Annotated in this window: 28 protein-coding genes; 8 read left to right on the top strand and 20 right to left on the bottom strand. The window is 56.9% G+C overall.

The window, feature by feature from the left end; genetic code table 11:
- Nucleotides 1-57 precede the first annotated feature (57 nt).
- Nucleotides 58-576, top strand: a complete 519-nt coding sequence (gene sodC / locus IM304_RS02435; protein ID WP_148418912.1) for a superoxide dismutase [Cu-Zn] SodC — start codon at nt 58-60, stop codon at nt 574-576.
- Here sodC and IM304_RS02430 read toward each other — a convergent pair.
- Genes IM304_RS02430 through IM304_RS02420 form a run of 3 tightly spaced genes read right to left on the bottom strand, consistent with a single transcriptional unit; the run spans nt 555 to nt 3,687 of the window.
- The gene (locus IM304_RS02430; protein WP_193356204.1) at nt 555-2,588 is read right to left on the bottom strand and encodes an FUSC family protein; all 2,034 of its coding nucleotides are present in this window, start codon (nt 2,586-2,588) and stop codon (nt 555-557) included. The genes sodC and IM304_RS02430 overlap by 22 nt on opposite strands.
- Nucleotides 2,588-3,448, bottom strand: a complete 861-nt coding sequence (locus tag IM304_RS02425; protein ID WP_193356203.1) for an HlyD family secretion protein — start codon at nt 3,446-3,448, stop codon at nt 2,588-2,590. Before IM304_RS02425 ends, IM304_RS02430 begins: the two co-directional genes overlap by 1 nt.
- Before the next feature lie 2 nt (nt 3,449-3,450).
- Nucleotides 3,451-3,687, bottom strand: coding sequence for a DUF1656 domain-containing protein (locus tag IM304_RS02420; protein ID WP_148418908.1), 237 nt, complete (start codon nt 3,685-3,687; stop codon nt 3,451-3,453).
- Nucleotides 3,688-3,874: 187 nt separating this feature from the next.
- Here IM304_RS02420 and slyA point away from each other — a divergent pair, with 187 nt between their 5' ends.
- A complete protein-coding gene (gene slyA / locus IM304_RS02415) occupies nt 3,875-4,315 on the top strand; it encodes a transcriptional regulator SlyA (RefSeq protein ID WP_193356202.1) in 441 nt (146 codons plus the stop codon).
- A 38-nt stretch (nt 4,316-4,353) separates the two neighbouring features.
- On the opposite strand, the gene IM304_RS02410 is transcribed toward slyA, so the two are convergent.
- Entirely contained in the window at nt 4,354-5,715 is a 1,362-nt protein-coding gene (locus IM304_RS02410; RefSeq protein ID WP_193356201.1) for a GGDEF domain-containing protein, read from the bottom strand.
- A gap of 192 nt (nt 5,716-5,907) precedes the next feature.
- Nucleotides 5,908-6,375, bottom strand: coding sequence for an outer membrane lipoprotein SlyB (slyB, locus tag IM304_RS02405; RefSeq protein WP_063448917.1), 468 nt, complete (start codon nt 6,373-6,375; stop codon nt 5,908-5,910).
- A 255-nt stretch (nt 6,376-6,630) separates the two neighbouring features.
- Between slyB and anmK the strand changes: the two genes are divergently transcribed.
- The 5 genes from anmK (at nt 6,631) to pdxY (ending at nt 11,213) form a co-directional block, all read left to right on the top strand.
- A complete protein-coding gene (gene anmK / locus IM304_RS02400; protein ID WP_193356200.1) occupies nt 6,631-7,755 on the top strand; it encodes an anhydro-N-acetylmuramic acid kinase in 1,125 nt (374 codons plus the stop codon).
- Nucleotides 7,756-7,842: 87 nt separating this feature from the next.
- Nucleotides 7,843-8,172, top strand: a complete 330-nt coding sequence (gene mliC / locus IM304_RS02395) for a C-type lysozyme inhibitor (protein ID WP_193356317.1) — start codon at nt 7,843-7,845, stop codon at nt 8,170-8,172.
- 57 nt (nt 8,173-8,229) lie between these two features.
- Complete coding sequence (pdxH, locus tag IM304_RS02390; protein ID WP_193356316.1) at nt 8,230-8,886, top strand: pyridoxamine 5'-phosphate oxidase; 657 nt, start codon at nt 8,230-8,232, stop codon at nt 8,884-8,886.
- A gap of 125 nt (nt 8,887-9,011) precedes the next feature.
- Entirely contained in the window at nt 9,012-10,286 is a 1,275-nt protein-coding gene (gene tyrS / locus IM304_RS02385; protein ID WP_148418896.1) for a tyrosine--tRNA ligase, read from the top strand.
- 66 nt (nt 10,287-10,352) lie between these two features.
- Nucleotides 10,353-11,213, top strand: coding sequence for a pyridoxal kinase PdxY (gene pdxY, locus IM304_RS02380; protein ID WP_193356199.1), 861 nt, complete (start codon nt 10,353-10,355; stop codon nt 11,211-11,213).
- Nucleotides 11,214-11,274: 61 nt separating this feature from the next.
- On the opposite strand, the gene gstA is transcribed toward pdxY, so the two are convergent.
- The 12 genes from gstA to blr form a co-directional block, all read right to left on the bottom strand.
- Nucleotides 11,275-11,880 (bottom strand): glutathione transferase GstA, encoded by a 606-nt coding sequence (gstA, locus tag IM304_RS02375; protein ID WP_176610510.1) that lies wholly within the window; start codon nt 11,878-11,880, stop codon nt 11,275-11,277.
- Between the two features lie 105 nt (nt 11,881-11,985).
- Nucleotides 11,986-13,494: a dipeptide/tripeptide permease DtpA gene (gene dtpA, locus IM304_RS02370; RefSeq protein WP_193356198.1), complete on the bottom strand. Its 1,509-nt coding sequence runs from the start codon at nt 13,492-13,494 to the stop codon at nt 11,986-11,988.
- Between the two features lie 608 nt (nt 13,495-14,102).
- On the bottom strand, nt 14,103-14,738 hold the full coding sequence (nth, locus tag IM304_RS02365) for an endonuclease III (RefSeq protein ID WP_193356197.1): 636 nt from the start codon (nt 14,736-14,738) through the stop codon (nt 14,103-14,105).
- On the bottom strand, nt 14,735-15,421 hold the full coding sequence (locus IM304_RS02360; RefSeq protein WP_176610508.1) for an electron transport complex subunit E: 687 nt from the start codon (nt 15,419-15,421) through the stop codon (nt 14,735-14,737). Before IM304_RS02360 ends, nth begins: the two co-directional genes overlap by 4 nt.
- 2 nt (nt 15,422-15,423) lie before the next feature.
- Nucleotides 15,424-16,044 carry an electron transport complex subunit RsxG gene (rsxG, locus tag IM304_RS02355; protein WP_193356196.1) on the bottom strand — a complete coding sequence of 207 codons (621 nt, stop codon included), beginning with the start codon at nt 16,042-16,044 and terminating at the stop codon, nt 15,424-15,426.
- 10 nt (nt 16,045-16,054) lie between these two features.
- A complete protein-coding gene (gene rsxD, locus IM304_RS02350; protein ID WP_193356195.1) occupies nt 16,055-17,107 on the bottom strand; it encodes an electron transport complex subunit RsxD in 1,053 nt (350 codons plus the stop codon).
- Nucleotides 17,108-19,225: an electron transport complex subunit RsxC gene (rsxC, locus tag IM304_RS02345; RefSeq protein WP_193356194.1), complete on the bottom strand. Its 2,118-nt coding sequence runs from the start codon at nt 19,223-19,225 to the stop codon at nt 17,108-17,110.
- Nucleotides 19,218-19,796 carry an electron transport complex subunit RsxB gene (gene rsxB, locus IM304_RS02340; RefSeq protein WP_193356193.1) on the bottom strand — a complete coding sequence of 193 codons (579 nt, stop codon included), beginning with the start codon at nt 19,794-19,796 and terminating at the stop codon, nt 19,218-19,220. The genes rsxC and rsxB overlap by 8 nt, the downstream gene beginning before the upstream one ends.
- Complete coding sequence (gene rsxA / locus IM304_RS02335) at nt 19,796-20,377, bottom strand: electron transport complex subunit RsxA (RefSeq protein WP_022647920.1); 582 nt, start codon at nt 20,375-20,377, stop codon at nt 19,796-19,798. Before rsxA ends, rsxB begins: the two co-directional genes overlap by 1 nt.
- Nucleotides 20,378-20,453: 76 nt before the next feature.
- Complete coding sequence (locus IM304_RS02330; RefSeq protein WP_148418877.1) at nt 20,454-20,894, bottom strand: DUF2569 domain-containing protein; 441 nt, start codon at nt 20,892-20,894, stop codon at nt 20,454-20,456.
- Between the two features lie 85 nt (nt 20,895-20,979).
- On the bottom strand, nt 20,980-21,195 hold the full coding sequence (gene ydgT / locus IM304_RS02325; RefSeq protein ID WP_000217941.1) for a transcription modulator YdgT: 216 nt from the start codon (nt 21,193-21,195) through the stop codon (nt 20,980-20,982).
- Between the two features lie 231 nt (nt 21,196-21,426).
- The gene (gene blr / locus IM304_RS02320) at nt 21,427-21,552 is read right to left on the bottom strand and encodes a division septum protein Blr (RefSeq protein WP_176611222.1); all 126 of its coding nucleotides are present in this window, start codon (nt 21,550-21,552) and stop codon (nt 21,427-21,429) included.
- 239 nt (nt 21,553-21,791) lie between these two features.
- Here blr and IM304_RS02315 point away from each other — a divergent pair, with 239 nt between their 5' ends.
- Nucleotides 21,792-22,832 carry an oxidoreductase gene (locus IM304_RS02315; protein ID WP_193356192.1) on the top strand — a complete coding sequence of 347 codons (1,041 nt, stop codon included), beginning with the start codon at nt 21,792-21,794 and terminating at the stop codon, nt 22,830-22,832.
- 39 nt (nt 22,833-22,871) lie between these two features.
- Here IM304_RS02315 and add read toward each other — a convergent pair whose 3' ends face one another.
- The 3 genes from add to malX form a co-directional block, all read right to left on the bottom strand.
- The gene (gene add, locus IM304_RS02310; RefSeq protein ID WP_193356191.1) at nt 22,872-23,873 is read right to left on the bottom strand and encodes an adenosine deaminase; all 1,002 of its coding nucleotides are present in this window, start codon (nt 23,871-23,873) and stop codon (nt 22,872-22,874) included.
- A gap of 96 nt (nt 23,874-23,969) precedes the next feature.
- A complete protein-coding gene (locus IM304_RS02305) occupies nt 23,970-25,142 on the bottom strand; it encodes a MalY/PatB family protein (protein ID WP_193356190.1) in 1,173 nt (390 codons plus the stop codon).
- 48 nt (nt 25,143-25,190) lie between these two features.
- Nucleotides 25,191-26,783 carry a maltose/glucose-specific PTS transporter subunit IIBC gene (malX, locus tag IM304_RS02300; RefSeq protein WP_193356189.1) on the bottom strand — a complete coding sequence of 531 codons (1,593 nt, stop codon included), beginning with the start codon at nt 26,781-26,783 and terminating at the stop codon, nt 25,191-25,193.
- Nucleotides 26,784-26,901 lie beyond the last annotated feature (118 nt).

Below are 26,901 nucleotides of genomic sequence, written 5' to 3'. Positions count from 1 at the left end.
TGAAATCTGCGCCTCTGGTATAGACTTAAGGTGCAAAAAATAACCCGTGGAGGTCTTATGAAGCGTTTTGCTCTGGCTATTGTCACGCTGGCCGTATGCGCAGGAGCGCAGGCAGCCAGCGACGACGTTGAAATGAATCTCGTCACTTCTCAGGGGGTAGGTCAGTCCATCGGGACGGTGAAAATCACCGAAACGGATAAAGGGCTGGAGTTTGCCCCCAATCTTAAGGCGCTGCCCCCCGGCGAACACGGTTTCCACGTTCATGCTAAAGGCAGCTGCCAGCCCGCAATGAAAGAGGGTAAACCTTCCGCCGCAGAAGCCGCCGGGGGCCATCTCGACCCGCACAACTCCGGTAAACACGAAGGCCCGGACGGGATGGGTCACCTCGGCGATCTGCCGGTGCTGGTGGTCAATAACGACGGTAAGGCTACCGATCCCGTCGTCGCGCCCCGACTGAAAAAGCTTGATGAGGTCAAGGGCAAGGCGCTGATGATCCACGTGGGCGGCGATAACATGTCAGATAAGCCTAAACCGCTTGGCGGCGGCGGGGCGCGCTATGCCTGTGGGGTGATCTGATCGCCTATCGTGCCGGGCGGCGGCGCCTGTTCAAGCTGTGACAGGGAACAGTGCAGCCGCCAGATGATGGACGCCAGATCGCGCGCCGCAGGCAGATGATGGCGCGCCAGAGCATCGCAAATGCGCTGAAGCTCGGCGAGGGTGACGCTGAGCGGGCGCTGCTGAACGCCGCGCTCGCTCATGACGTCGCGCAGCAGGGCGATGCAGGTGTCGCGGACCCGCGACAGCGGATCGGACCGCGTCTCCCAGGCGCGCAGCTGCCACACCACGTGCGAACAGTTCAGCAGCACCACGCCCCAGCGCAATAGCCAGCGCCGGGAGAGTGAATCCTGGCTGTTATTGAGCTGGCTGACGTGATGATAAACCAGCGATTCATATTCACTTTCGCGAAGGTGCGGCCTGCGGCTCAGCTGGTCGACAAATCCTCTGCGTAACTCCCGGATATGCCTGCGGCTTTTACGCGCGTCCGAACCAGGGCGCAGCACGGCGAACGCCAGCCATGCCAGCCCCACGCCGAGAATTTTCGCCAGGTTGTCATTCAGGAAATCGGCGTAATCGTAAACCGGCGGATTCGTCACCGAGATGAACGATCCCATAAAAACAATCAGCTGCCCCCACAGGCCGGCCAGCTTAGGCATTTGCAGCTTGAGCAGCTGCATGGTGGTTAACAGCGGAAAGAGAAACAGCAGGAATTGCCACAGATCGGTTATCTGCACCATCAGGCCAAACTTCACCACAAAGCTGAAGAGGGACAGCAGCACCAGCGTGCGCATGAGGAGCGTAAGCGAGTTGAAGGGGGATGCCGCCACCGAATAGAGCACGCAGCTGATGGCCGCAAGCGTCAGCGCCGCGCTGCCCGCGTCCCACTGCGTGGTAATGGCCCATGCGCCGACCAGCATCAGTGCACAAAAGGTACGAAAACCGCTCCACAGCGCCTCCATGGCGTCGGTATGCCGCGCCAGAGCGGGGCTGCCGGGTACGGAAAACTCGGTAACGGGCGTGGCATTTTCGACGGCTTTCAGCCAGCGGCTGCTGCGCAGATACAGCCGGCAGAAATAGTTCAGACGCTGCCAGAAGGCGCGGTGGCGGTAGTCATACTCATCCGCTGGGGCGAGCGGAGCAATTATCCGGGCCACGCTGTAGATATCCGCGTCCGGGCGCGCAAGGGCGGCGAGCAGGGTGTCAATCACCTCCCGGGTATGCGCGGGCGGTGCAGGCCAGTTCAGCAACATCCGGCGAAGGCTCGATATTGCGCTGGTCATGCGCAGCTGCTGGTGCAGCAGGTAGTTCAGCAGCGTGTTCTGGCGACGAAAGCGATAGTGGCTCCAGAAGGCCTGTATGCGCAGCAGATTCATGGTCAGGATCTGGCCGATGACTTTTTCATGCGCGAGACGGATCTCATCGTTTGTGTCGGGTTGCCAGAGCAGGCTGGCATGTTCCAGCAGGCGCGCATGCATCGTTTTCAGGGCGGTGATGAGCGTGGTGCCGTCAGAGGTGCTGGGCAGGATCATCATCATCATGCCGCCGCACAGGATACCGACCATCACCTCGCACACGCGTGCCTGCGCGATATCCCACAGTTCGGTGGTATCCAGCACGTTAACCACCGGGAAGGCGATAATGGCCGCGGTATAGCCCGCCAGCTGAAACGCGTAGGCAACGTTATTGGTAAAATGGGCGCAGGCCCAGGTGCACAGCCCCAGCCAGGCGGACATGCTGAGCAGAAACAGCCACGGATCGTTTAGGGTGTGGCCAGCCAGAATCAGGGCGGCGGTGGCGCCGAGCAGGCTACCCGCCACGCGTCCGAGGCTTTTACTGATAACGCCGCCGACGGTGGGGAAGCTAACCACCGCCGCTGACGTCATCGCCCAGTAGGGTTCATCCAGGTTCAGGTAATAGGCAACCGTAAGCGCAAGGCACATGGCGATGCCGTTGCGCAGCGCGTAACGCCACTGCGGGCGCGTCGCTTTTATCCAGGGCGCATTGCGCCACGAGACAGCCCGCAGGTTCATCATCGTGTCCCGATGGAGACGGTACAGGTGGTCCCTGAAACGAGAGTAATCTCTTTCGGCAGGCTGTCGAACTCCACGCGAACCGGCACCCGCTGGGCCAGACGCACCCAGGGTACGTTGGGTTTAATATCAGGCACCAGGCCAGAATCGGTTTCGACGCTTTGGTCGTAGATTGCCCGACCGATGCTGGATACGTGACCCTGTAACGTTTGCGCGCCGCTGTAGAGGGTGATTCGGGCTGGCGCGCCCTCGCGAATATGGCGCAGCTTCGTCTCTTCAAAATAGCCAACCACGTAAAACGAGCGGCTATCCACCAGGGCAAAAACCGGCTCTCCGGTCGTGGCGTAGTCTCCCACGCGCGTGGACAGGTTGGTAATCCACCCGTCTACCGGCGCTTTAACCACCGTCTGGGTCAGCTGCCACTCGGCCTCCTTCAGCGTGGCCTCCGCCACCTTCAGACCGGCCTGCATGGTTTTCACGTTGATGTTGGCGGTATCCAGATCTTCAGCAGAGATATAGTTTTTCGACAGATGGCGGCGTCGATCGGCTTCGTTGTTGGCCTTTGCGAGATCGGACTGAGCCTTAGCCAGCTGCGCCTGAGCGTTAAGCACGGCAATCTGAAAAGGGGTCTCGTCAATGCGGAACAGCACATCGCCCGCGTGGACGAACTGGTTGTCCTTTACCATGAGCGCGGTGATGCTGCCCGACACCTGCGGCGTGATGCTGACCTGTTCTGCGCGTATTTTGCCGTCGCGGGTCCAGGGGGACTGCATGTAATAGTTCCAGAGCCACCAGCCGGCAATCAGCGCCAGCGCCAAAACGAAAAGAGTGGAAAAATATTTAAGCGTTTTCAAGGGCATTCTCACCAGACGGTTAACACGGCAAGGCCAAGACAGACGGAAAGGGTAAACAGCGAGAGATCCATCAACATCGGGTGCCAGATTTCACCAGAATACATCCAGTCCCGCAGCAGTCGGTGCGCCACGAGCCAGATCACAAATCCAACCATAACGGCTTTAAAAAGAGGCGGAAAGTAGACCGATGCGCCGATAATCAGATCCTGAAGGGGCAACCCGGCAGAGAAAGAGAAAAACGTCACGAGCAGCGATCCTTTGCAGTGGAGTGAGTGCCGCAATGGCATGTATCAGTGCGATGGCGCATGAATATTCAGTGTAAATCATTCTTTCTGGAATGATGAATACCGTGATTGCATTTGTTTTGGCAATACAAATACTGCAAACTATTCTAAAATCACTATAATCACTTAGCAAGCTAATTATAAGGAGATGAAATTGGAATCGCCATTAGGTTCTGATCTGGCAAGGTTGGTACGCGTCTGGCGTGCTCTGATTGACCATCGCCTGAAACCTCTGGAACTGACGCAGACCCACTGGGTTACGCTGCATAACATTCATCAGCTCCCGCCAGAACAGTCGCAAATTCAGCTGGCAAAAGCGATCGGTATTGAGCAACCGTCCCTGGTGCGTACGCTTGACCAGCTGGAAGAGAAGGGACTCATCTCCCGTCAAACCTGCGCCAGCGATCGTCGCGCCAAGCGTATAAAACTGACGGAAAAAGCGGCGCCTATCATTACGGAGATGGAAGCCGTCATCAGTAAAACGCGGGGGGAGATCCTGTCCGGTATTTCACCTGCGGAGCTGGAGATGCTAATTGGACTTATCGCCCGTCTTGAGCAGAACATCCACGATCTGCAATCCCGCGACTGACCGAACGTAAAGGCCCTGCTTATGCAGGGCCTTTCTCATTACCTGAACACCACGACCCGGTTGCGCCCCGTCTCCTTTGCCTCATACATGGCTTTATCCGCGCTTTCCACGCAGGTTTCCGCGCTGGTATCCGGCGAGGTTGCGGTGAATACGCCCATGCTGATGGTAATTGGCTCCGGCAGATGGCCGCCGCTGCTGGTTTTATCAAACCCGCTCAGCTTGAGACGGATGCGCTCGGCGACCTGCCGCGCGGCGTCTGATGGGGTATTGGTCAGCATCAGAACAAACTCTTCACCGCCGATTCGGGCCGCGATATCCTGGGGGCGCACGGAATCCGTCAGAAGATTAGAGACAAACTGCAGCACCTTATCTCCCTGCAAATGCCCGTAGCAGTCGTTGATGCGCTTGAAACGGTCAAGATCGCTTACCACCACCGATACCGGGTGTGCCTCCGTTGCCGAGCCGAGGGCGTAGTTTAATGAATCATAAAAATAGCTGCGGTTATAAAGACGGGTGAGCGGGTCGCGGATCGAGTTTTGATAAGACTGCTGGTATTTGACGTGCGAGTCGCGATACAAATTAAAGACGTCGGAAAGCAGAATAAATATTATCATTAACGTCGCGACGGTTTCGAATAACCGGGCGCGATACCACGAAACATCTTCCGCGCGTCCGCCTAACAGCAGCATTAACAGCGTGACGACATAACAGACGCACAAAAAATTTCCGCCTACCCAGAACAAATTTCTTATCCGGGTCACGGCCATCAGGGTGATTAACGTAACGCCCCAGAGAACGATCAAAATGATATTGATCGTCTGGCTCCAGAGAACCATAAACTTCCGGGTTTCATTATCCACGAGATCCAGGGTTAGCATCGTGGAATGGCTGGAATAGAACCACGCCAGCCCAAGCATACCGCACGTGAAAAGAGCCGATCCGGCAACGGTGCCGATGTGGGCGCTTCGCGTGAGGGGGGAAGCGCGAAGCGTATACAGTAATACCGAGGCGATCATCAGCACCGCCATTAAAAGGTGGCGGAACATATAAAAGATCATCGCGTCATTATAGTTCGCCTCGTTGAACTGATAGAGATCCAGCCAGGCCGGAAAGCTGGACAGCGTACCCACCATCAGCAGTGCCGAACCGGCAAAGGCCGCGGCAATCGGAACGAGATATAAACGTTTTTTATCGCACCAGTATTTCATTGCCATAAAGCAGGCAATAAACAGATGGAATACAAGAAGAAAAATAGTTAGCGTAGGGAAAAATAGCGGAGAGAATGAAGGAACCCATTCAACAAGTTTTATAAATAATCCCTGTAATACGCTTATGACGACGATGCATCCAATGACGAACGCCATATAGCGGTTTTTTACAAATCGAGAGATCGCAAGCATATAAGTTCAAATAAATAAAAAAGAAAAAAATGAATGCGAAGAGTCTAACGAAGAGAAGTAAAAAATACTTTGCGCAGGAACAAGAACAGAGGAGATGAATAATTCACCAAATGAATTATTTTTGTAACTATATTTATTAAATTGATATGTTTTGTAAATGAATGCGGTCTTTTGACCGCATCCATTATTATTTTAACGCGGGGAGACGGTAACCTGGCTGCCGTTGCTAGCCAGTACAACACGCTGGCCAGCGGAGAAGCGGGTATTACCCTGTTTCTGCACGACCATAATGGTGCTGCCATCGTCCTTGCGAATTTCCAGCTCAACGCCCTGGGTTTTGTTCATCGCGCCCTGAACGCCCTGACCGGCTACGCCGCCGGCAACTGCGCCCGCCGCGGTGGCCAGAGAACGTCCGGTACCGCCGCCAATGGTGTTACCCAGGAATCCACCCAGTACCGCACCACCGATTGCGCCCACAACGTTCGTGTCATCGCCACCCTGAATCTGAACAGGACGGGCATTAACGATAGTACCGTATGTCACGTTCTGTACCTGTTTAGCTTCAGAAGCACTATATACGTCGCCGGAGAGTGAATTGTCGTTCACACAACCCGCCAGTGTTAAACCAATCAGCGAAACGCCCATTACACGTAAAATCATTTGACTCTCCTGTTCACCAAAAAACGCCCGGTTGGGGCATCCGTTATGGCTAAATTATATGGCATTAACGACCACAGTTCATATCTTTGCATGCCGAATAAAAAAATTTTACTTGAATCTGGCTTAACGGGACATAAACAAAAGCCGCCTGTGCGGCAGGTCTGAGATTGTTAAAAATTATAATCACCGCATAGCAAAGCAGCGTCATTTATGGTGGAGTGTTTGCACTTAGCCCACGTAACGTAAGGAAAGCGCATGAAATCGGGTCGCTATATCGGTGTGATGTCCGGGACCAGTCTTGACGGTGTGGATGTCGTCCTGGCCGCTATTGATGAAAACATGGTGGCGCAGCAGGCAAGCCTGAGCTGGCCTATTCCGGTCTCGTTAAAAGAAGAGATTCTGAGCATCTGCCAGGGACAGCAGCTGACGCTTTCTCAGCTTGGTCAGCTGGACGTGCGTCTGGGGGCGCTGTTTGCACAAGCGGTACTGGCCCTGATGCAGCAAGAGCGCCTTCATCCGCAGGATGTCGTGGCGATCGGGTGCCACGGGCAGACCGTCTGGCATGAGCCCGTCGGCGAGGTGCCGCACACGATGCAAATTGGCGATAACAACCAGATTGTGGCCAAAACCGGCGTGACGGTAGTGGGCGACTTCCGCCGTCGGGATATGGCGCTTGGCGGTCAGGGCGCGCCGCTGGTGCCGGCATTCCACCAGGCGCTGCTGGCCCATCCGGTTGAGCGCAGGATGGTGCTGAACATAGGCGGGATCGCCAACCTGTCGTTGCTCATCCCGGGTCAGCCGGTGCGCGGATACGATACCGGGCCCGGCAACATGCTGATGGATGCCTGGATATGGCGTCAGATCGGTAAACCTTACGACAAAGATGCCCGCTGGGCCAGCCAGGGGAAGGTGATCCTCCCTCTACTGCAGTCTCTGTTAAGCGATCCGTTCTTTGCGCTGCCTGCGCCAAAAAGCACGGGGCGAGAATATTTTAACTACGGCTGGCTTGAACGCCAGCTGGCGCAGTTCCCCGCGCTCGCGCCGCAGGACGTGCAGGCTACGCTTACTGAGCTAACCGCCATGTCCATTTCTGAACAGGTACTGCTGAGCGGCGGCTGCGAGCGTCTGCTGGTATGCGGGGGTGGAAGCCGCAATCCGCTGATCATGGCGCGCCTCGCCGCACTGCTGCCGGGCACGGAAGTGACTACCACAGATGAAGCCGGCATCAGCGGAGACGATATGGAGGCGCTGGCCTTCGCCTGGCTTGCCTGGCGTACGGTTGCCGGGCTGCCGGGGAATTTACCCTCCGTGACCGGCGCGCGGGAAGCGAGCGTTCTCGGCGCTATTTTCCCCGCGAACCCGCGTCATAATCAGAGTTAACTGAAATTCAGCGGCGGGTGTAACCCTTAAAATGAGGAACAACAGGAGGGCGGCCATGCCCTCCGGGACCAGGATAGTCTTCGGGATATACTCATGAAAAAATACCTTCTTATTGCTTTGCCTTTGCTTCTGACCGGATGCAGCGCCTATAACCAGCTTGTTGAGCGTATGCAAACCGACACGCTTGAATACCGCTGTGATGAAAAACCGCTGACGGTGAAGCTGAACAACCCTCGTCAGGAAGCCAGCTTTGTCTACGACAATAAATTGCTGACCCTGAAGCAGGGCGTGTCGGCCTCCGGCGCGCGCTACACGGACGGGATTTACGTGTTCTGGTCGAAGGGGGACAGCGCTACCGTCTACAAGCGTGACCGCATTGTGCTGAACAACTGTCAGCTCGAAAATCCGAAGCGTTGAGATTTTTACAAGGGGGGCGCACAATAGCGCCACCCAATGTCAATTTCAGCTAACGCCATGTCAGATAACGACGAATTGCAGCAAATTGCGCATCTGCGCCGTGAATACACCAAAGGCGGGCTGCGCCGCCAGGATCTTCCCGCCGAACCGCTGGTGCTTTTTGAACGCTGGCTGAAGCAGGCCTGTGAAGCGAAGCTGGCCGATCCGACGGCCATGGTTGTCGCCACGGTTGATGAAAACGGTCAACCCTACCAGCGCATCGTCCTGCTCAAGCACTTCGACGACAAAGGGCTGGTGTTCTACACCAACCTCGGCAGCCGGAAAGCCCACCACCTGGAAAACAACCCGCGCATCAGCCTGCTGTTCCCGTGGCATATGCTGGAGCGTCAGGTGATGGTGACCGGCAAAGCGGAGCGCCTCTCCACGCTCGAGGTCGTGAAGTATTTCCACAGCCGCCCGCGCGACAGCCAGATTGGCGCGTGGGTGTCTAAGCAGTCCAGCCGCATCTCTGCCCGCGGCGTGCTGGAGAGCAAATTCCTCGAACTCAAGCAGAAGTTTCAGCAGGGTGAAGTGCCGCTGCCGAGCTTCTGGGGCGGATTCCGCATTCCCATCGAGCAGATGGAGTTCTGGCAGGGCGGTGAACACCGTCTCCATGACCGCTTTTTATACCAGCGCGACAACCGTGGCTGGAAAATAGACAGGCTGGCCCCGTAAACCCTGAAATTTGTTGTGTTAAGCGCTAGCGCACGCCGCGCTTGCGCTTTATTCTATGTACCTTTCGCACCAGGCGAAAAGTCGTGTACCGGCAAAGGTGCAGTCGTTTATACATGGAGAATTTGATGGCAAGCAGTAACTTGATTAAACAATTGCAAGAGCGGGGCCTCGTGGCCCAGGTGACGGACGAAGAAGCGTTAGCAGAGCGACTGGCGCAAGGCCCGATCGCGCTCTATTGCGGCTTCGATCCCACCGCTGACAGCTTGCATTTGGGGCATCTTGTTCCGTTGTTATGCCTGAAACGCTTCCAGATGGCCGGCCATAAGCCCGTCGCGCTGGTTGGCGGCGCGACCGGTCTGATTGGCGACCCAAGTTTTAAAGCCGCTGAGCGTAAGCTGAATACCGAAGACACCGTTCAGGAGTGGGTAGACAAGATCCGCAAACAGGTTGCACCCTTCCTCGATTTCGACTGCGGTGAAAACTCTGCAATTGCGGCGAACAACTACGACTGGTTTGGCGGCATGAACGTGCTGACCTTCCTGCGCGACATCGGCAAGCATTTCTCTGTTAACCAGATGATTAACAAAGAAGCGGTGAAGCAGCGTCTTAACCGTGACGATCAGGGCATCTCCTTTACCGAGTTCTCCTATAACCTGCTTCAGGGTTATGACTTCGCCTGCCTGAACAAGCTCCACGGCGTTTCTCTGCAAATTGGCGGCTCCGACCAGTGGGGCAACATCACCTCCGGTATCGATCTGACCCGTCGTCTGCACCAGAATCAGGTCTTTGGTCTGACCGTTCCGCTGATCACCAAAGCAGACGGTACCAAGTTCGGCAAAACTGAAGGCGGCGCGGTATGGCTGGATCCGAAGAAAACCAGCCCGTACAAATTCTACCAGTTCTGGATCAACACGGCGGATGCCGACGTTTATCGCTTCCTGAAATTCTTTACCTTTATGGATATTGAAGACATCAATGCCCTGGAAGAGGAAGACAAGAACAGCGGTAAAGCTCCGCGCGCCCAGTACGTGCTGGCGGACGAAGTTACAAAACTGGTGCACGGCGAGGAAGGCCTGGCGGCGGCGAAACGCATTACGGCGAGCCTGTTCAACGGTACCCTGAGCGACCTGAGCGAAGCGGACTTTGAGCAGCTGGCGCAGGATGGCGTGCCGATGGTCGAGATGGAGAAAGGCGCAGACCTGATGCAGGCGCTGGTGGACTCCGAGCTACAGCCGTCCCGCGGCCAGGCGCGTAAAACCATCGCCTCAAACGCTATCACCATCAACGGCGAGAAACAGGCCGATCCGGAATACACCTTCACCGAGAGCGATCGTCTGTATGGCCGCTACACGCTGCTGCGTCGTGGTAAGAAAAATTACTGTCTGGTCTGCTGGAAGTAATTAAAAGTATGCAGGGGCGTGGGAAACCACGCCCCTTTTGTTTTGACAGGGTTTGGTAAGTACAACATGAAGAACATCCTCGCCATTCAGTCCCACGTTGTTTTTGGGCATGCCGGCAACAGCGCTGCGGAATTTCCGATGCGCCGCCTCGGTGCCAACGTCTGGCCTCTCAACACCGTCCAGTTTTCGAATCACACCCAGTACGGTAAATGGACCGGCTGCGTGATGCCGCCGTCGCATCTGACGGAGATCGTTCAGGGTATTGCGGAGATTGACCAGCTCCGGCGCTGCGACGCTGTGCTGAGCGGCTATCTCGGTTCGGCGGAGCAGGGGGAGCAAATCCTTGGCATTGTGCGCCAGGTGAAAGCGGCAAACCCCGCAGCGAAATATTTCTGCGACCCGGTGATGGGCCATCCGGAAAAAGGCTGCATCGTGGCGCCGGGCGTGGCGGAGTTTCATGTCCGGCATGCCTTGCCAGCCAGCGATATTATTGCCCCCAACCTGATTGAGCTGGAGATCCTGTGCGAGCATCCGGTAAACAGCGTAGAAGAGGCTGTAAGCGCGTCTCGCGAACTGATAGCCCACGGGCCGGAGATTGTACTGGTAAAACACCTGGCACGCGCAGGGATGAGCCAGGACCGTTTTGAGATGCTGCTGGTGACGAAGGACGACGCCTGGCATATCAGCCGGCCGCTGGTGGACTTCGGAATGCGTCAGCCCGTTGGCGTCGGTGATGTCACCAGCGGTTTGCTGCTGGTGAAGCTGTTGCAGGGGGCAGGCCTGCGCGATGCGCTGGAGCACGTGACCGCGGCCGTTTATGAAATCATGATTGCGACGAAAACGATGCAGGAATATGAGCTGCAGGTGGTTGCGGCGCAGGCTCGCATCGCGAAGCCGGAGCACTATTTCAGCGCCACACGGCTATAAAGTTCCATATTGACGTTTGCCGGGTATGCGTCATCGCTACCCGGCAACACGCGCTCTCAGGTTAGTTTAAACCTTCCGCTTTCAGCGCCGCGGCAACCGCAGGACGCTCCGCCACGCGTGCCATGTACGACGCGATATGATCTAATCCGTCCATATTCAGCTTAACCGCGCGCGCCCAGCGCAGAACGGTAAACAGATATGCATCGGCAATGGTGAAGCGTGAGCCACAGATCCACTGGTCGTCCTTCAGGCTGTCGTTAATGTACTGAAGCTTTTTCTCCAGCAGCGTGCGCACGGTCGGTTTGTACTCTTCCGGGGTATCCGGGCGGAACAGGGGCGTAAAGCCCTTGTGCAGCTCGGTGGCGATGTAGTTCAGCCACTCCAGCGTTTTATACCGTGCAATGCTGCCGGTAGGGGCGAGGAGCTGACGATCCGGTACGTTGTCCGCCAGATACTGCATAATCGCCACCCCTTCGGTCAGCAGGGTGCCATCATCCAGCAGCAGGGCCGGAACCTGCCCTTTTGGGTTAATCGCAAAAAAGTCATCCCCGTTTTCCAGGCGCTTTTTCATCAGGTCAACGCCGTCCAGCGTAAAATCCTTACCGCTCTCGCGAAGGGTGATATGGGAAGCAAGAGAGCAGGCGCCCGGTTTATAGAACAGTTTCATCGGTAACTCCTTTTTGCTGAGGTTCCAGCTATGTTAGTGCGCGTTCGGATAAAAAAAAAGCCGCTAATACGTTAGCGGCTTCTGGTCAGTCGTTTCCCGATGACGTTACGCGGTGGCGGTTGAGCTCGCCTTAGCGGATTTGTCGTCGTCCTGAGTCATACGATTCAGTTTAGGGGCAGTCAGCAGCATCAGTACGGCAATCACGGCGGTCGCGATGCCAATCTGCATGAACACGGTGCCGTAAACGTTCAGGGACACCAGCGGGTCGGTAACGTTTTCTGGTACCGCCATAAGGTTCGCAATCTTACCGGCGATGATCGCCGCGCCAGCGGTGGTCAGGAACCAGCTACCCATGATGAAGCCCATCAGACGCTGTGGTACCAGCTGTGCAACCATTGCCAGGCCCAGGCCGGAGATCATCAGCTCACCGATAGATTGCAGCGCATAGCTCAGGATCAGCCAGTTAACGGAGACGATACCCGCGTCAGTCGCGAATTTGGTACCCAGCGGCAGGACCAGGAACGCGCCGGAGCACAGCACCATACCGATGGCGAACTTGTGCGGCATAGGCAGACGGTCGCCCATTTTGTTATAGATAGCGGCCAGAATCGGGCTACCAATCATGATCCAGAACGGGTTGAGCGCCTGATACTGCTCCGGCTCGAACGCGATACCCAGGATTGAGTGCTCAACGTTACGGATAGCGAAGAAGTTCAGAGACGTAGGCATCTGGCTGTACAGCACGAAGAAGATAATCGCTTCCAGCATCAGGATGAAGGCCACAATCATCTTGCGGCGGGCGGCACCCTGCATGGCGAAGGCTTCTTTGGCGAAGATGATAACGATACCCAGCGCAACCACGCCCAGTACCGCACGTGCAACGCCCTGGTTGTGCAGCAGCCAGGTGGCAACGGCGGCCAGGATCACAACACCAACGACGGTTGACAGCAGTTTGCCCATGTGCACGGGTTCGAAGTCTGGTTTTGAACCATAATCTTTAACCCAGCTGCGGCAGAACAGGAAGTTCACTACCGTGATCAGCATGCCCACGAAGCTCAGCGCAAACGCCACGCTCCAGCCAAATTTCGCGGCCAGCCATGGGGTTGCCAGCATGGAGAAGAATGAACCGATGTTGATGGACATGTAGTACATGGTGAATGCACCGTCCAGACGGGGATCATCTTTGCTGTAGCAGGTAGAAAGCAGGGAAGACGGGTTAGCCTTGAAGAGGCCGTTACCGACCGCGATGGTGGCCATGCCCATGTATACCACGCCTGCATCGTGCCCGGACCACGCAACCAGTCCATAACCAATCGCCAGAACCACGGCGCCCAGCATAATGACGCGTTTAGTCCCGAGGACTTTATCGCCTAACCAGCCGCCAATTGCGACAAGGCCATACACCAGAGCGCTGAAGGATGAGAACAGCGTGATGGAATCCGCTTCGGACATACCCAGTTGCTTAACCAGGTAAACGGCCATAATCCCTTGCAGGCCGTAGTAGCCAAAACGCTCCCATAATTCGATAGAGAAAATGAGATAGAACGCTTTAGGCTGTTTGAAAGCGTTAAGACTTACGCTCTCATCTGTTGGTTTATTGTTTGCAGTTGACACATATACCTCTTTTTTTACATCCCATATTAACGGGGGTGTTCATAGCGTGATGACCGTAGTCCATCCGCTTTATAGTTATATTGGGAGGGGAAACGGCGGGTAATGTTCACTATCCAGCCCCGTCTGGCAATACGTTTGTAATACTCTGTTACATATAACTGACGCGGCATAATCCTCGGTTCATACAAATGTTATTCAGCGTTAAATTTCATTGGTTGAAAATTGCTGGTTTTTTTCACTACAAAAGGCCCGGTCGAATGGCTGTTTGGCGATATGTTCTGCTATTTATGGTTGTTGGCAGTGATATAGCCCATAATCTGAAAAATGGCTGGTCTTATCTGCGGCGTGGGGCCGATTACATCTTGTGTGGCAAAGGGACTGGGACGGTTTTATAAACAAAAATCCAACATGACGTTATCAGAGTGATCTGGATCACAGATGTATAGAAATTTTTGGTGATGAAAAAACTATTAACCTGTTTGAGTGTTAAATGGCCGACGAATCAGCGTGGCTGAAAGCCAAAGCGGAGGGCATTTTATGGTCGATTTACGGGATAACAGAGCCCTTATTGAAACTAAGGGCTTGAGAAGCGAGCGGAAAAAGCGCTGTCAGGAATAGACCTTTTCGCTGTACTCGCAAAGATCTTCGATAATGCAGGAGCCGCAGCGCGGCTTGCGGGCTATGCAGGTATAGCGCCCGTGCAGGATCAGCCAGTGGTGGCAGTCCACCTTAAACTCGGCGGGAACCACCTTTAGCAGCTTCTCTTCAACCTGCTCCACGTTCTTTCCTGGCGCAAAATGGGTGCGGTTAGAGACGCGGAAGATATGCGTATCCACGGCAATTGTCGGCCAGCCAAAAGCCGTGTTCAGCACAACGTTTGCCGTCTTGCGCCCGACGCCCGGCAGCGCCTCCAGCGCAGCACGATCTTCCGGAACTTCACCGCCGTGCTGCTCAAGCAGGATCCGGCAGGTCTTAATAACGTTTTCAGCCTTGCTGTTAAACAGGCCGATGGTTTTGATATAGGATTTTACCCCCTCCACGCCCAGCTCCAGCATGGCCTGCGGCGTATTCGCAACGGGGTAGAGCAGGGCAGTCGCTTTGTTGACGCTTACGTCAGTGGCCTGCGCGGAGAGCAGCACCGCGATCAGCAGCTCAAACGGAGAGTTAAAATTCAGCTCCGTCGTTGGATGAGGATTCTGATCGCGCAGGCGCGTCAGTATCGCAATGCGTTTCTCTTTATTCATGAGGCTTTTTCGGGGATCCCTTCCTGCACGCTGCGCTCGGCCGCGCGGCGCTTACGTTTTTCATCAATCAGGTATTTTACCGCCAGCATCATGCCAAGGCCAATAAATGCTCCCGGAGGCAGCATCGCCAGCAGGAACGGGGTGTCCGTGTGGAACACCTCGATGCGCAGCGCCTTAGCCCAGCCGCCGAGCAGCGCATCTGCGCCGTCAAAAAGCGTGCCGTTGCCCAGAATTTCACGCATAGATCCGAGGACGAACATCGCGGCGGTAGCGCCCATGCCGATGGAAAATCCGTCCAGCGCGGAGATGGCCGGGTTGTTTTTCACCGCGAAGGCTTCAGCGCGGCCAACGACGATACAGTTGGTCACAATCAGCGGAATAAAGATCCCCAGCGACTGGTACAGGCCAAAGGCGTAGGCATTAATCAGCATTTGCACCACGCTAACCACCGAGGCAATGATCATCACGTAAATCGGAATGCGGATTTCCGACGGCGTCCAGCGGCGAAGCACGGAAATAGAGAAGTTGGTCAACGTGAGCACCAGCGTGGTTGCCAGGCCCAGACCGAGCGCGTTGGTGGCGGTGGACGTCACCGCCAGCAGCGGGCACAACCCCAGCAGCTGCACCAGCGCCGAGTTGTTCTTCCAGAGTCCCTGAACGATGACTTCTTTAACCTGGCTCATGGTCACTCCTCACACGCGGAAAGATTGTTAAGCTGCCCGGGCAGCGTTTCGGCATACAGCCCGGCGCGCTTGACGGCGTTGACCACCGCGCGCGGCGTTATGGTGGCGCCCGTGAACTGGTCAAACTCGCCGCCATCTTTTTTCACCGCGAAAGCGGGATCGTCCTCGCCATGAATCACCTTCCCGGCAAAGTGTAAGATCCAGTCGCTTAAGCGCGTTTCGATTTTATCGCCGAGGCCCGGCGTTTCGTGATGCTCCGTGACGCGCGTGCCCAGCACGGTGCCGGAAAAATCACTGCCCACAAGCAGCTGAATCGCACCCGAGTAGCCGTCCGGCGCGGTGGCTTCCATGATGGCACCCACCGGGTTCTCGCCCTTACGGGCAATATACACGCGGTGCGGTCCGCTGCCGAGCTGTGGAGCCTGCACGACAAAGCAGCTTTTCTGCAGGTCGTTATCGTAGAAATCTGACGGGATCACCTGATCGAACAGCGCTTTTTGCTGTTTTACAGCCTGTTCTTCAATGGTGGTTTTCGTCAGCTCATTCACCAGCGCCGTCATCCCGGTGAGGGCGGCGGCGAAGATTGCCAGCGTAACGCCGTGTTTTTGCATTGTCTTAAGCATGGCGTAACCCTTAGCGATGACCGTACACGCGCGGACGGGTGTAGTAGTCGATGAGCGGAACGGTGATATTGGCCAGCAGCACGGCAAACGCCACGCCGTCGGGATAGCCGCCAAAGCTGCGAATAAGCCAGACCAGCAGTCCCGCCAGCGCGCCAAAGATGAGGCGGCCGCGGTTAGTGGTGGAGGCGGTTACCGGATCGGTCAGGATAAAGAATGCGCCGAGCATGGTCGCGCCGGAGAGCAAATGAAGCTGCGGGGTTGCCAGTGAATCCGGTGAAATAACCCAGCCGAGCGTCGAGCAGACGGCCAGCGTCGCCAGGAAGCTGACCGGAATATGCCAGCGAATGGCCTTCTGTTGCAGCAGGAACGCACCGCCCAGCAGGTAGGCCACATTGACCCACTGCCAGCCAGCACCTGCCAGAACGCCGCTGTAAATGGAGGACTGCATGACCTGCTCAACGCTGTGTCCGGCGCGCAGGGAGGTTTTGAAGGTGTCGAGCGGCGTCGCCTGGCTGATACCATCCACGCCCATGCGGAGCGCGTTCATATCCGCGCCCTGCGCGGTGTGGCCGCTAAAGATTACATGCAGAGCGTCCATAAACCCGGGCACCGTGGCGGCAAGCTCATGCGGCGGCAGCCAGCTGGTCATCTGGACCGGGAAGGAGATGAGCAGAACAACGTAGCCGATCATCGCCGGGTTAAACGGGTTATGGCCCAGCCCGCCGTACAGCTGCTTAGCGATGACTACCGCAAATACGGTTCCTGAAACCACCATCCACCACGGCGCAAACGGGGGAATGCTGATGGCCAGCAGCAGGCCGGTCAGCAGGGCGGAGTTATCGCTCAGGATGCGGGCAACGTCCATTTTGCGCAGCTTCAGGATAAGGGCTTCCGCTGCAACGGCGCTGGCGCAACCAAGAGCCAGCTGGAAAAGCGTGCCCCAGCCGAAAAACCAACACTGAACGGCAATGCCCGGCAGCGCGGCCAGGCACACCAGCATCATGATACGCGATGTCTGGCGCTGGTTATGGGTATAAGGGGAACTTGCAATTCTGAAAACCATTTAATCCTCGTTAACGGCTTGCTGCGCGGCTTTCTTTGCCTGAACACGCGCAATCGCGGCGGCGACTGCGGCTTTGCGTGGATCGTCGTTAGCGGCCGCAGGCAGCGTTTCCTGCTGTGCCGCCTTGCGCGCCTTAGCGCGGGCGATGGCCGCTTCCACGGCGGCTTTACGCGGGTCGAAGGGCGCTTCGCTCTCTTCGGCAGGCTGAGTCTGTGCCGCCTTGCGCGCCTTAGCGCGGGCGATGGCCGCTTCCACGGCGGCTTTACGCGGGTCGACGGGGGCTTCGCTCTCTTCGGCTGGCTGAAGCTGTGCCGCCTTGCGCGCCTTGGCGCGGGCGATGGCCGCTTCCACGGCAGCCTTGCGCGGATCCGGTGCGTCCTGCTCCACCACCACTGCCTGCTGTCCGGCCTTGCGCGCTTTGGCACGGGCGATAGCCGCTTCCACCGCGGCTTTACGCGGATCGGCATCGGCTTCCGGTTTGGCGTTTTGCGCCTTCTCCGCCTGACGCGCGCGCGCTTCGGCTTTACGCGCCTCGCGTGCGGCAATCGCTTCGCTGTTGTCCGGTTTTTGTCCGGCCGCTATTTCCACCGCCTGGGCGGCGGTGGCTTTTTTCTCACGCACGCGGGCTAGTGCGGCGTTAATCGCATCCTGATCTTTTGCATCAGGCTGCACGGCGGCCTGCTTATGGCGTTCCTGACGGGCGAGCTTCTCGCGCTCCAGTCTTGCCTGGCGCGCTTCAAAGCGGGCTTTAGCTTCAGCGGCGCGTTTTTCCTCCATCGAGATCGCATAGATTTCGGCTTTCTCCTGACGGAAGTACTGCACCAGCGGAATATTGCTCGGGCAGACCCAGGCACAGGCACCGCATTCAATACAGTCTGCCAGGTTGTGCGCCTGCGCCTTATCGTGCAGCTGGCCTTTGCTGTACCAGTACAGCTGCTGCGGCAGCAAATCTGCCGGACATGCGTCCGCGCAGGCGCTACAGCGAATGCAGCTTTTCTCTTCCTGCGTTTCGCCCATCTCCGTCGGGGAAGGGGCGAGCAGGCAGTTAGTGATTTTCACCACCGGGACGTCGAGCCACGGCAGGGTAAAGCCCATCAGCGGGCCGCCCATGATGACCATCTGATCGCTGCCCGGACAGAACCCCGCCTGCTCCAGCAAATGACGCACCGGGGTGCCCAGGCGAGCCCAGACGTTGCCGGGACGCGAGACGGACTCGCCGGTGAGGGTGACCACGCGTTCGGTCAGCGGCTCCCCGTCGATGACCGCACGCTTCACCGCGTAGGCGGTACCGACGTTCTGCATCAGCACCCCGATATCGGACGAACGGCCCCCGTGGGGAACCTGCTTGCCGGTCAGGATCTGCGTCAGCTGCTTTGCGCCACCGGACGGGTATTTCGTTGGGATCACGCGCAGGCCGATATCATGGCTATCCGCCAGCACCGCGCGCAGCATGGAAATGGCCTGCGGCTTATTGTCCTCAATACCGATCAGCACCTCGCGGGGCTGCAGGATATGCGCAAGGATGCGAATCCCTTCCACCACCTGCGCCGCGCAGTCCTGCATCAGACGGTCATCCGCGGTGATGTACGGCTCGCACTCGGCGGCGTTGATGATTAGCGTTTCGATTTTATCGCCGCCGCCGTGAAGCTTGGCGCCGGTCGGGAAGCCTGCGCCGCCCAGACCCGCAACGCCGAACTGATGAATACGCGCTATCAGCTCTTCCCGGCTGCGGGAGCGGTAGTCGCTCCAGCCGTCGCGATCGATCCAGCGGTCTTCGCCATCTGCTTCAATGATGACGCTCAGCTCGGACAGCGCCGACGGATGGGCAACGGTATGTGGGGCAATAGACACCACTTTACCGGAGGTCGGGGCGTGAACCGGCAGCATACGGCCGCGGCCAAAGGTCAGCGGCTGGCCGCGAAGGACGCTGTCGCCTTCCTTCACGCACAGTTCACCTTCCGCGCCGATATGCTGTTTCAGAGGCATAACGTAACGGGTCGCCAGCGGGATCTGACGCAGCGGCGTGCCGTTAGACTGCGATTTCATCTCCGGCGGATGGATGCCGCCGTCGAAATCCCAGATCTTCTCTTTTCTGAAAGCAGAAAATAACTTAAACATGTTGTTCCACAGGAATATTGCGAACCGGAATGGCTTGAAGATCCCACTTCCAGTTTTCGGTAGTCGTTTCAACCGGGCGTAGTTCTATACACTGCGTCGGGCAGGGCGCCACGCAGAGGTTACAGCCGGTGCACAGATCCGCCACAACGGTGTGCATAGCGCGCGTTGCGCCCACAATGGCGTCTACAGGACACGCCTGAATACATTTGGTACAGCCAATGCAGTTGGCTTCGTCAATAACGGCAAGGGCGCGCACGGGCTCCTGCGCCTGTTCATCGCCGTCGACGGGCTGCGGGTCGACGTTAAGCAGCGCGGCAATTTTGAGCATGACGGCTTCGCCACCCGGCGCGCAGCGGTTAATTTTCTCACCCTGCACGCCCACCGCCTCAGCATAAGGGCGGCAGCCGGGGTAGCCGCACTGCCCACACTGGCTCTGCGGTAAAAGCTCATCGATTTTTTCAACAACCGGATCGTCCTCGACCGCAAAACGGCGGGAGGCATAGCCCAGAATGACGCCAAACACCAGTCCCAGCACGCTGACGGACGCGATGGCAATCCAGATAGCACTCATTACAACTTCACCAGACCACTAAAGCCCATAAAGGCCAGAGACATTAAACCTGCGGTCACCAGCGCGATGGCGTTGCCGCGAAACGGCGCGGGGATATCCGCCGCCGCCAGACGCTCGCGAATGGACGCGAACAGAACCATAACAAAGGAAAAACCGACCGCCGCGGAAAAACCGTACAGCGCCGACTGCATGAAATTATGCCCAAGGTTGATGTTGAGCAGCGCCACGCCCAGCACCGCACAGTTGGTGGTGATGAGAGGCAGAAAAATACCCAGCAGGCGATACAGGGCCGGACTGGTTTTACGCACCACCATTTCGGTGAACTGCACAACCACCGCAATGACCAGGATAAAGGACAGGGTGCGCAGATAAAGCATGTCCAGCGGGATCAGGATCCAGGTATCAATCAGCCATGCGCAGATAGAGGCCATCGTCATCACGAAGGTGGTTGCCAGCCCCATGCCCATTGCCGTCTCCAGCTTTTTGGAGACGCCCATGAACGGGCACAGGCCAAGGAACTTCACCAGCACGAAGTTATTAACCAGCACAGTTCCGACAAAGAGCAGTAAGTAATCGGTCATTATTTAGCCTGAAATAAAATAGCCGCCTATTATCGGATAAACGACAACAGGCCACAACAGGTTAACTGTAAGGTTATTACGGGTTAACGAAGGTCTTTTTCACGCGCGTTGAGCGCTTGAAATAGGGCACCAGAAGCGCCGTTGCCAGCAGCGGAAACAGCAGCTGGCGCACCGCAAGCGCGTCAGACACGGGCGAAAAGGCGAAGGCTTTTACGGCCAGCAGCACGGAGACCAGCAGCCAGATAATGTAGTGCTTCGGCACGCTTTTGCGGCGCCTGAAGAATGCGATGGTCAGCCACAGCGTGTAATACCACATCGCGATCGCGAAAACGAACGACACAAACCATGTCGCAATATTGAGCGCGCTCTGAGACATCAGCGTCTGGATAGCATGAGGCGTAATCAGTGCAGTGGTATAAAGCAGCAGCGCCAGAGACGCGCTTAATAATGCAACCAGCAGCCATGCCAGCGGGGCGATTAACCAGCCACCAATTCTTTCTCCAGGCAATGCGGTCATAGGCTCTCCCATAGTCTGCGCGAAATGTTATACAGAAATTTGCAGGGCGCAGAGTATATAACATTTCACGCGGATGGCTACTTTCTTATACTACATAACGCCATACGGATTTAGGGACTTCACCTACGTTGAACAGACGACCGCCAGAGACCAGTTCGGCGCGACGATGATCTGCGGCACGGTACATATTGATGATGTCCTGATTATCCGACAGGGTATAGTTCAGATGGTCAAACAGTTTTTCCAGGCTCTCAAGGGAATTGATTTTGCGAAATTTTAATAAATAGTCCTGAACTGTCATATTAATGAGTTTCCATATAAAAGGGGTAATACCCGTAAAGGTAACGCGTTCGAATAATAAACGGATTAATAAAGACGTAAACTGTCCACTCGGGTAGCGTGACGAAATTAGGAGTTTTCTTTGCGAAGAATCAGGCACCCGTCGATGCCTGGAAGTGAAGGGTAACCCCGTTTATAACGTCAGGCAATACGTGCCATAACGTAAATTGTCACGCTTTATGACGATACCGGATTACTTATGTTGTGCGACGGTCACAGGCTCCGGCGGCTGGTAGTTATCGATATGGCTGGCAACGCCAAGCAACACGACCGACACCCCAAGGACAATCCATCCCGCTAATTCAATGATTCGATTAATTATTGACGCCATAATTTGTGTTTGTAATTTATCCATAAATACAGATTGCAAATGTTACAGCGCCATTTTCCTCAGGGCAAGCGCTTTGGGAACGATTCACCGGGATAAAAGCCACACTTTTACGGGCCGTAACAAATACCTTTGCTGCAGGATGCTATTTTAAGTCTAAGGGCACATTATTAATCCGTGCGGCAAGCGCAAATGCGGTGGTAAATAAGCGCACGGCGAGGGGGCATATCATGAGTGAAAACATCCGCGTCGGTCTTATTGGCTACGGATACGCGAGCAAGACCTTTCATGCACCGCTGGTTGCCGGTACTCCGGGAATGGAGCTGGCGGCTATCTCAAGCAGCGATGAAACCAAAGTCCACGCCGACTGGCCGGCCGTGCCGGTGGTGACGGAGCCAAAGCATCTCTTTAACGATCCGAATATTGACCTTATCGTCATCCCCACCCCTAACGACACCCACTTCCCGCTGGCGAAGGCGGCGCTGGAAGCGGGTAAACACGTTGTCGTCGATAAGCCTTTTACCGTGACGCTGTCACAGGCGCGCGAGCTGGACGCGCTGGCGCGCAGCCTGGGGCGGCTACTGTCAGTATTTCATAACCGGCGCTGGGACAGTGATTTTCTGACGGTTAAGGCGCTGCTGAACGAAGGCACGCTTGGAGAAATTGCTTATTTTGAGTCGCACTTCGATCGTTTTCGCCCGCAGGTGCGGGACCGCTGGCGGGAGCAGGCCGGACCGGGCAGCGGCATCTGGTATGATCTGGCGCCGCACCTTCTCGATCAGGCCGTTCATCTGTTTGGGCTTCCCGTGAGCATGACGGTCGATTTGGCTCAGCTCAGGCCGGGGGCGCAAACCACCGACTATTTCCACGCCATGTTAAGTTATCCGCAGCGCCGTATTGTGCTGCACGGAACGATGCTCGCGGCTGCGGAATCGGCCCGCTATATCGTTCACGGCGCGCGCGGCAGCTACGTGAAGTTCGGCCTGGATCCGCAGGAGGAGCGTCTAAAAAATGGCGAACGCCTGCCGCAGGAGGACTGGGGCTACGACATGCGTGACGGCGTGGTGACGCGTGCGGAGGGAGAGGTGCTGGTGGAGGAGACGGTGCTGACGCTACCGGGAAACTACCCGGCCTATTATGCCGCTATCCGCGACGCGCTGAACGGTTCCGGGGAAAATCCGGTTCCGGCGAGTCAGGCAATACAGATTATGGAGCTGATCGAGCTGGGAATTGAATCTGCCAGACATCGCGCGACGCTCTGTCTGGCATAAGGCCTTGCCGGGCAGGCCACGTGCCGCCCGGCACTGGCGTTAACCGCGAGCCACTTTATCCTTAAGCGCCTGCTTCTCTTCAGGCGTAAGGAAGGCGATTTCCAGACCGTTGATCTGCGCCTGGCGGATCTGCTCCCGGCTCAGCCCGGCCTGCGGCGCGGCGATAGTGTATTCGTGAATGATATCCACGCCCTGGACCGCCGGATCGTCGGTGTTCAGTGAAGCCAGCACACCGTGCTCGAGGAAGGTTTTCAGGGGATGGTGCACCAGCGATGCCACTGTGCTGGTCTGAATGTTGGAGGTCAGGCAGGATTCGATCCCGATGCGCTGCTCGGCGAGAAAATCCATCAGGGCGCGATCTTCAACCGCTTTGACGCCGTGGCCGATACGTTCCGCACCCAGCTCACGAATGGCCTGCCAGATGCTTTCCGGCCCGGCGGCTTCACCCGCGTGAACGGTGATGTGCCAGCCTGCATCGCGCGCCCGGTTGAAATGGGACAGGAACAGGCTGCCCGGGAAGCCCAGCTCGTCACCGGCAAGATCGACGGCGGTAATCTGGTCGCGATGCGCCAGCAACGCTTCCAGCTCCTGGAGGCAGGCCGACTCACCGAAGGTACGGCTCATAATGCCGATCAGCCGCGCCTGAACGTCAAAGGTTTTACAGCCTTCACGCACGCCGTCAATTACCGCTTCAACGACGCCCGCCACGGGCAGGCCGTGGGTCATCGCCATATAGCCCGGCGAAAAACGCAGCTCGACATAGTGCAGGCCGTTACGTGCCGCATCTTCGATGTTTTCAAAGGCAACGCGGCGGCAGGCGTCGAGAGAGGCCAGCATCTTCACGCCCCAGTCGAGTTTGCTCAAAAAACTCACCAGATCCGGTTCGTTCGAGGTGACCTGAACGTGCGGGATCAGGGTCTCAAGCGTTTCGGCAGGAAGCGTGAGATTGAACTGGCGGCCAAGATCGAGAATGGTTTGGGCACGAATGTTGCCGTCAAGGTGGCGGTGAATGTCTGTTAAAGGCAGGCGGGTATCAATCATGGTCGCACTCTTTGCTGGTTAAAGTGCGCCATATTATAAAAACAAATCGAGGTAAAAAGCTATTTGCGCAAGGGAATATTCCGTTGCGCAAATATTTTACAGCTGAGTCTTGATGCCGGCGATCAGCCGCTGAACGCCCTGTTCGAGCTTGCTGCGCGGACAGCCGGCATTCAGACGGACGAAGCCTTTGCCCTCATCCCCGTAGGTATATCCCGGCATAATGGCCACTTTTTGCTGTTCGATCAGCACCTTTTGCAGTGCTTTATCATCGATACCTAGCGGGCGAAGATCGATCCAGGCCAGATAGGTTGCCTCGGGCGGCAGCCAGTTGAGCTGCGGGAAAGCGCGGTTTAGCTCGTGGGCAACGTAGCGCAGGTTTTCTTCAAGATAGGCCCGCAGCGCGTCCAGCCAGGGTTCGCCCTGCTGGTAAGCGGCGATGTGGGCGGTGAGGGCCAGCACGGAAGGGGAAGAGAGTCCGTCCCGGCCTTTTAGCGCACTCAGGTAGGCGTTACGGCTGTCGTTATCGGCAATCAGTCCGTAGGCTCCCGTCAGCGCCGGTATATTGAAGCTTTTGGAACCGGAGGTCAGCAGCGCCCATTTACCGCGCGCAACCGCGTTCCAGGGCGTATGGTGATGCGATCCCCAGACCATGTCCATATGAATTTCATCGCTTATTACCGCCACGTTATAGCGTTCGCACAGCGCCGCGATCCTGGTCAGCTCATCCCGCGTCCAGACTTTGCCGGTCGGGTTTTGCGGGCTGCACAGCAGCAGGATGGTGTTTTCAGGTTTTGCCAGCGCGGCTTCGAGCGCGGCCATGTTCCCGTCCCAGCCGCCCGGCGTCTTCTGCATTGGCACCGAAACCACGGTACGCTGGTTGCCTTCGATGGCCTTATAAAACGCATCGTAAGCCGGGGTATGAACCACTACGCCGTCCCCCGGCGAGGACCAGACGCGGATAAGTTCAGAAACCATATAGATGACAGACGGCCCGTACACAACGGTTTCCGGGTCAATCTCGCTGTTAAAGCGCTGGCGGAACCAGTGCGCCACGGCGGCCAGGAATTCATCATTCTTCCAGCGGCTGTACCCTAACACGCCGTGGTTAACGCGCTGGTGCAGCGCATCGAGGATGCAGGGCGCGGTGGCAAAATCCATATCAGAGATGGTGAAGGGCAGCAGATCGGCAGCGCCGAAGCGGTCGGCGACATAATCCCACTGGGTACACCAGGTGCCGTGTCGGTCCACGACGGTAGAAAAATCAAACATCACGGTGCTCCGTAAAATAAAACCCCCTCACAGCGAGGGGGCGAGGCATCAGGCTTCGACGGTTCGCATCAGGGTTGCCAGTTCATCCTTCACTGACTGAACCTGCGGGCCTATGACCACCTGCAAATTGTGTTGATTTAACTGTACCACGCCGATTGCCCGGTTAGCCTTCAGCGCGTTAGCATCGACTTTAGACATATCCGCCACCGACAGGCGCAGGCGGGTGATGCAGTTATCCAGCGAGGTGATGTTATCCGCACCGCCCAGCGCCGCCAGAATCGCCGGCGTGTTATAGCCGGATTTGCCGACGGTACCGGCCACCGCCTGCTCAACGCTGGTGGCGGTATCGGTATCGCGTCCAGGCGTTTTCAGGTTAAAGCGGGTGATGGCGAAGCGGAAGATCCCGTAGTACACCGCGAACCAGATCGCGGCCACAACCGGCACCAGATACCACTTGGTGGACAGGCCGTGCAGGATACCGAATACCACGAAGTCGATCACGTTGCCGTCGGTGTTGCCGATGGTCACACCCAGTACGGCCATTACGGTAAAGCCCAGGCCCGTCAGAACGGCATGGATGAGGTACAGCACCGGCGCTACGAACAGGAACAGGAACTCGATAGGCTCTGTCGTGCCGCCCACCACGCAGGCGATTACGCCGGAGATCAGCAGGCCCTTAATTTTATGACGATTCTCCGGACGGGCGCAGTGGTACATTGCCAGCGCGGCTCCCGGCAGGCCGCCGAGGAATGCGGGCATTTTACCCTGCGACAGGAAGCGGGTCGCGCTTTCAGAGAAGCCGTGGGTGGTCGGGCAGCTCAGCTGCGCCTGGAAGATGGTCAGCGCGCCGCTTACCGAATGGCCGCAGACGTCCATGGTGCCGCCGGCTTCGGTAAAGCGAATCAGGGCCACCAGAATATGCTGTAAGCCAAACGGCAGCAGCAGACGCTCGCCCGTACCGAAAATCATCGGGCCGAAATCACCCGCACCGTTAATGATCCGGCCAATCCCGGCGATCCCCATGGCAAACACTGGCCAAATCAGCGGGATGATCAGGCCAAACAGGCCCATTACAACCAGCGTAATGATGGGTACAAAGCGGGTGCCGCCGAAGAAGGCCAGCGCGTCGGGCAGGCGGATGTTGTGAAAGCGCTCGTGCAGCATCCAGATAATCACGCCGGCGATCACCGCCCCGAGGATCCCGGTATCGATGGACTGAATGCCAATCACGCTCTGAATGTTATTGGCTTTCAGCACCGCCGCGTCGGTCGTCGGCAGGATCCCCTTCGCGGTGAGCCAGAAGTTGACCGCGAGGTTCATCACCGCGTAGCCAACGAAGCCCGCGAACGCCGCCACGCCTTTGTTCTCGCGCGCCAGCCCCAGAGGAATAGCAATACAGAACATCACCGGCAGGAAGCTGAAGGCGAAGGAGCCAACCTTGCTCATCCAGATGAAGATCGCCTGAAGCACCGGATTACCGAGGAACGGGATCAGGGTAATCACGTCGTGGCTGCTTAACGAACTGCCGATCCCCAGCATGATCCCGCAAAAAGAGAGAAGCGCCACGGGCAGCATAAAGGTTTTACCCAGTTGCTGGAAAAACTCCCACAGCGATATTTTTTGTGCTGCTTTCGCCGTCATAAAACGACTCCTTAAATAGTGGAACGTTATTTACCTGCCTCAATGGAGCGAGAAGATAAAACGTTTTATCAAACTTTAGTGCGCGCTGAATCACATTCCCGGGCTTTCACTGGTAGTA

This window comes from Enterobacter cloacae complex sp. P40C2, assembly GCF_014930695.1.
GTDB classification, from domain to species: Bacteria; Pseudomonadota; Gammaproteobacteria; order Enterobacterales; family Enterobacteriaceae; genus Enterobacter; species Enterobacter pasteurii.
Note: the sequence above shows the minus strand (reverse complement) of the source record. Positions and strands in the feature narration are given on the sequence as shown.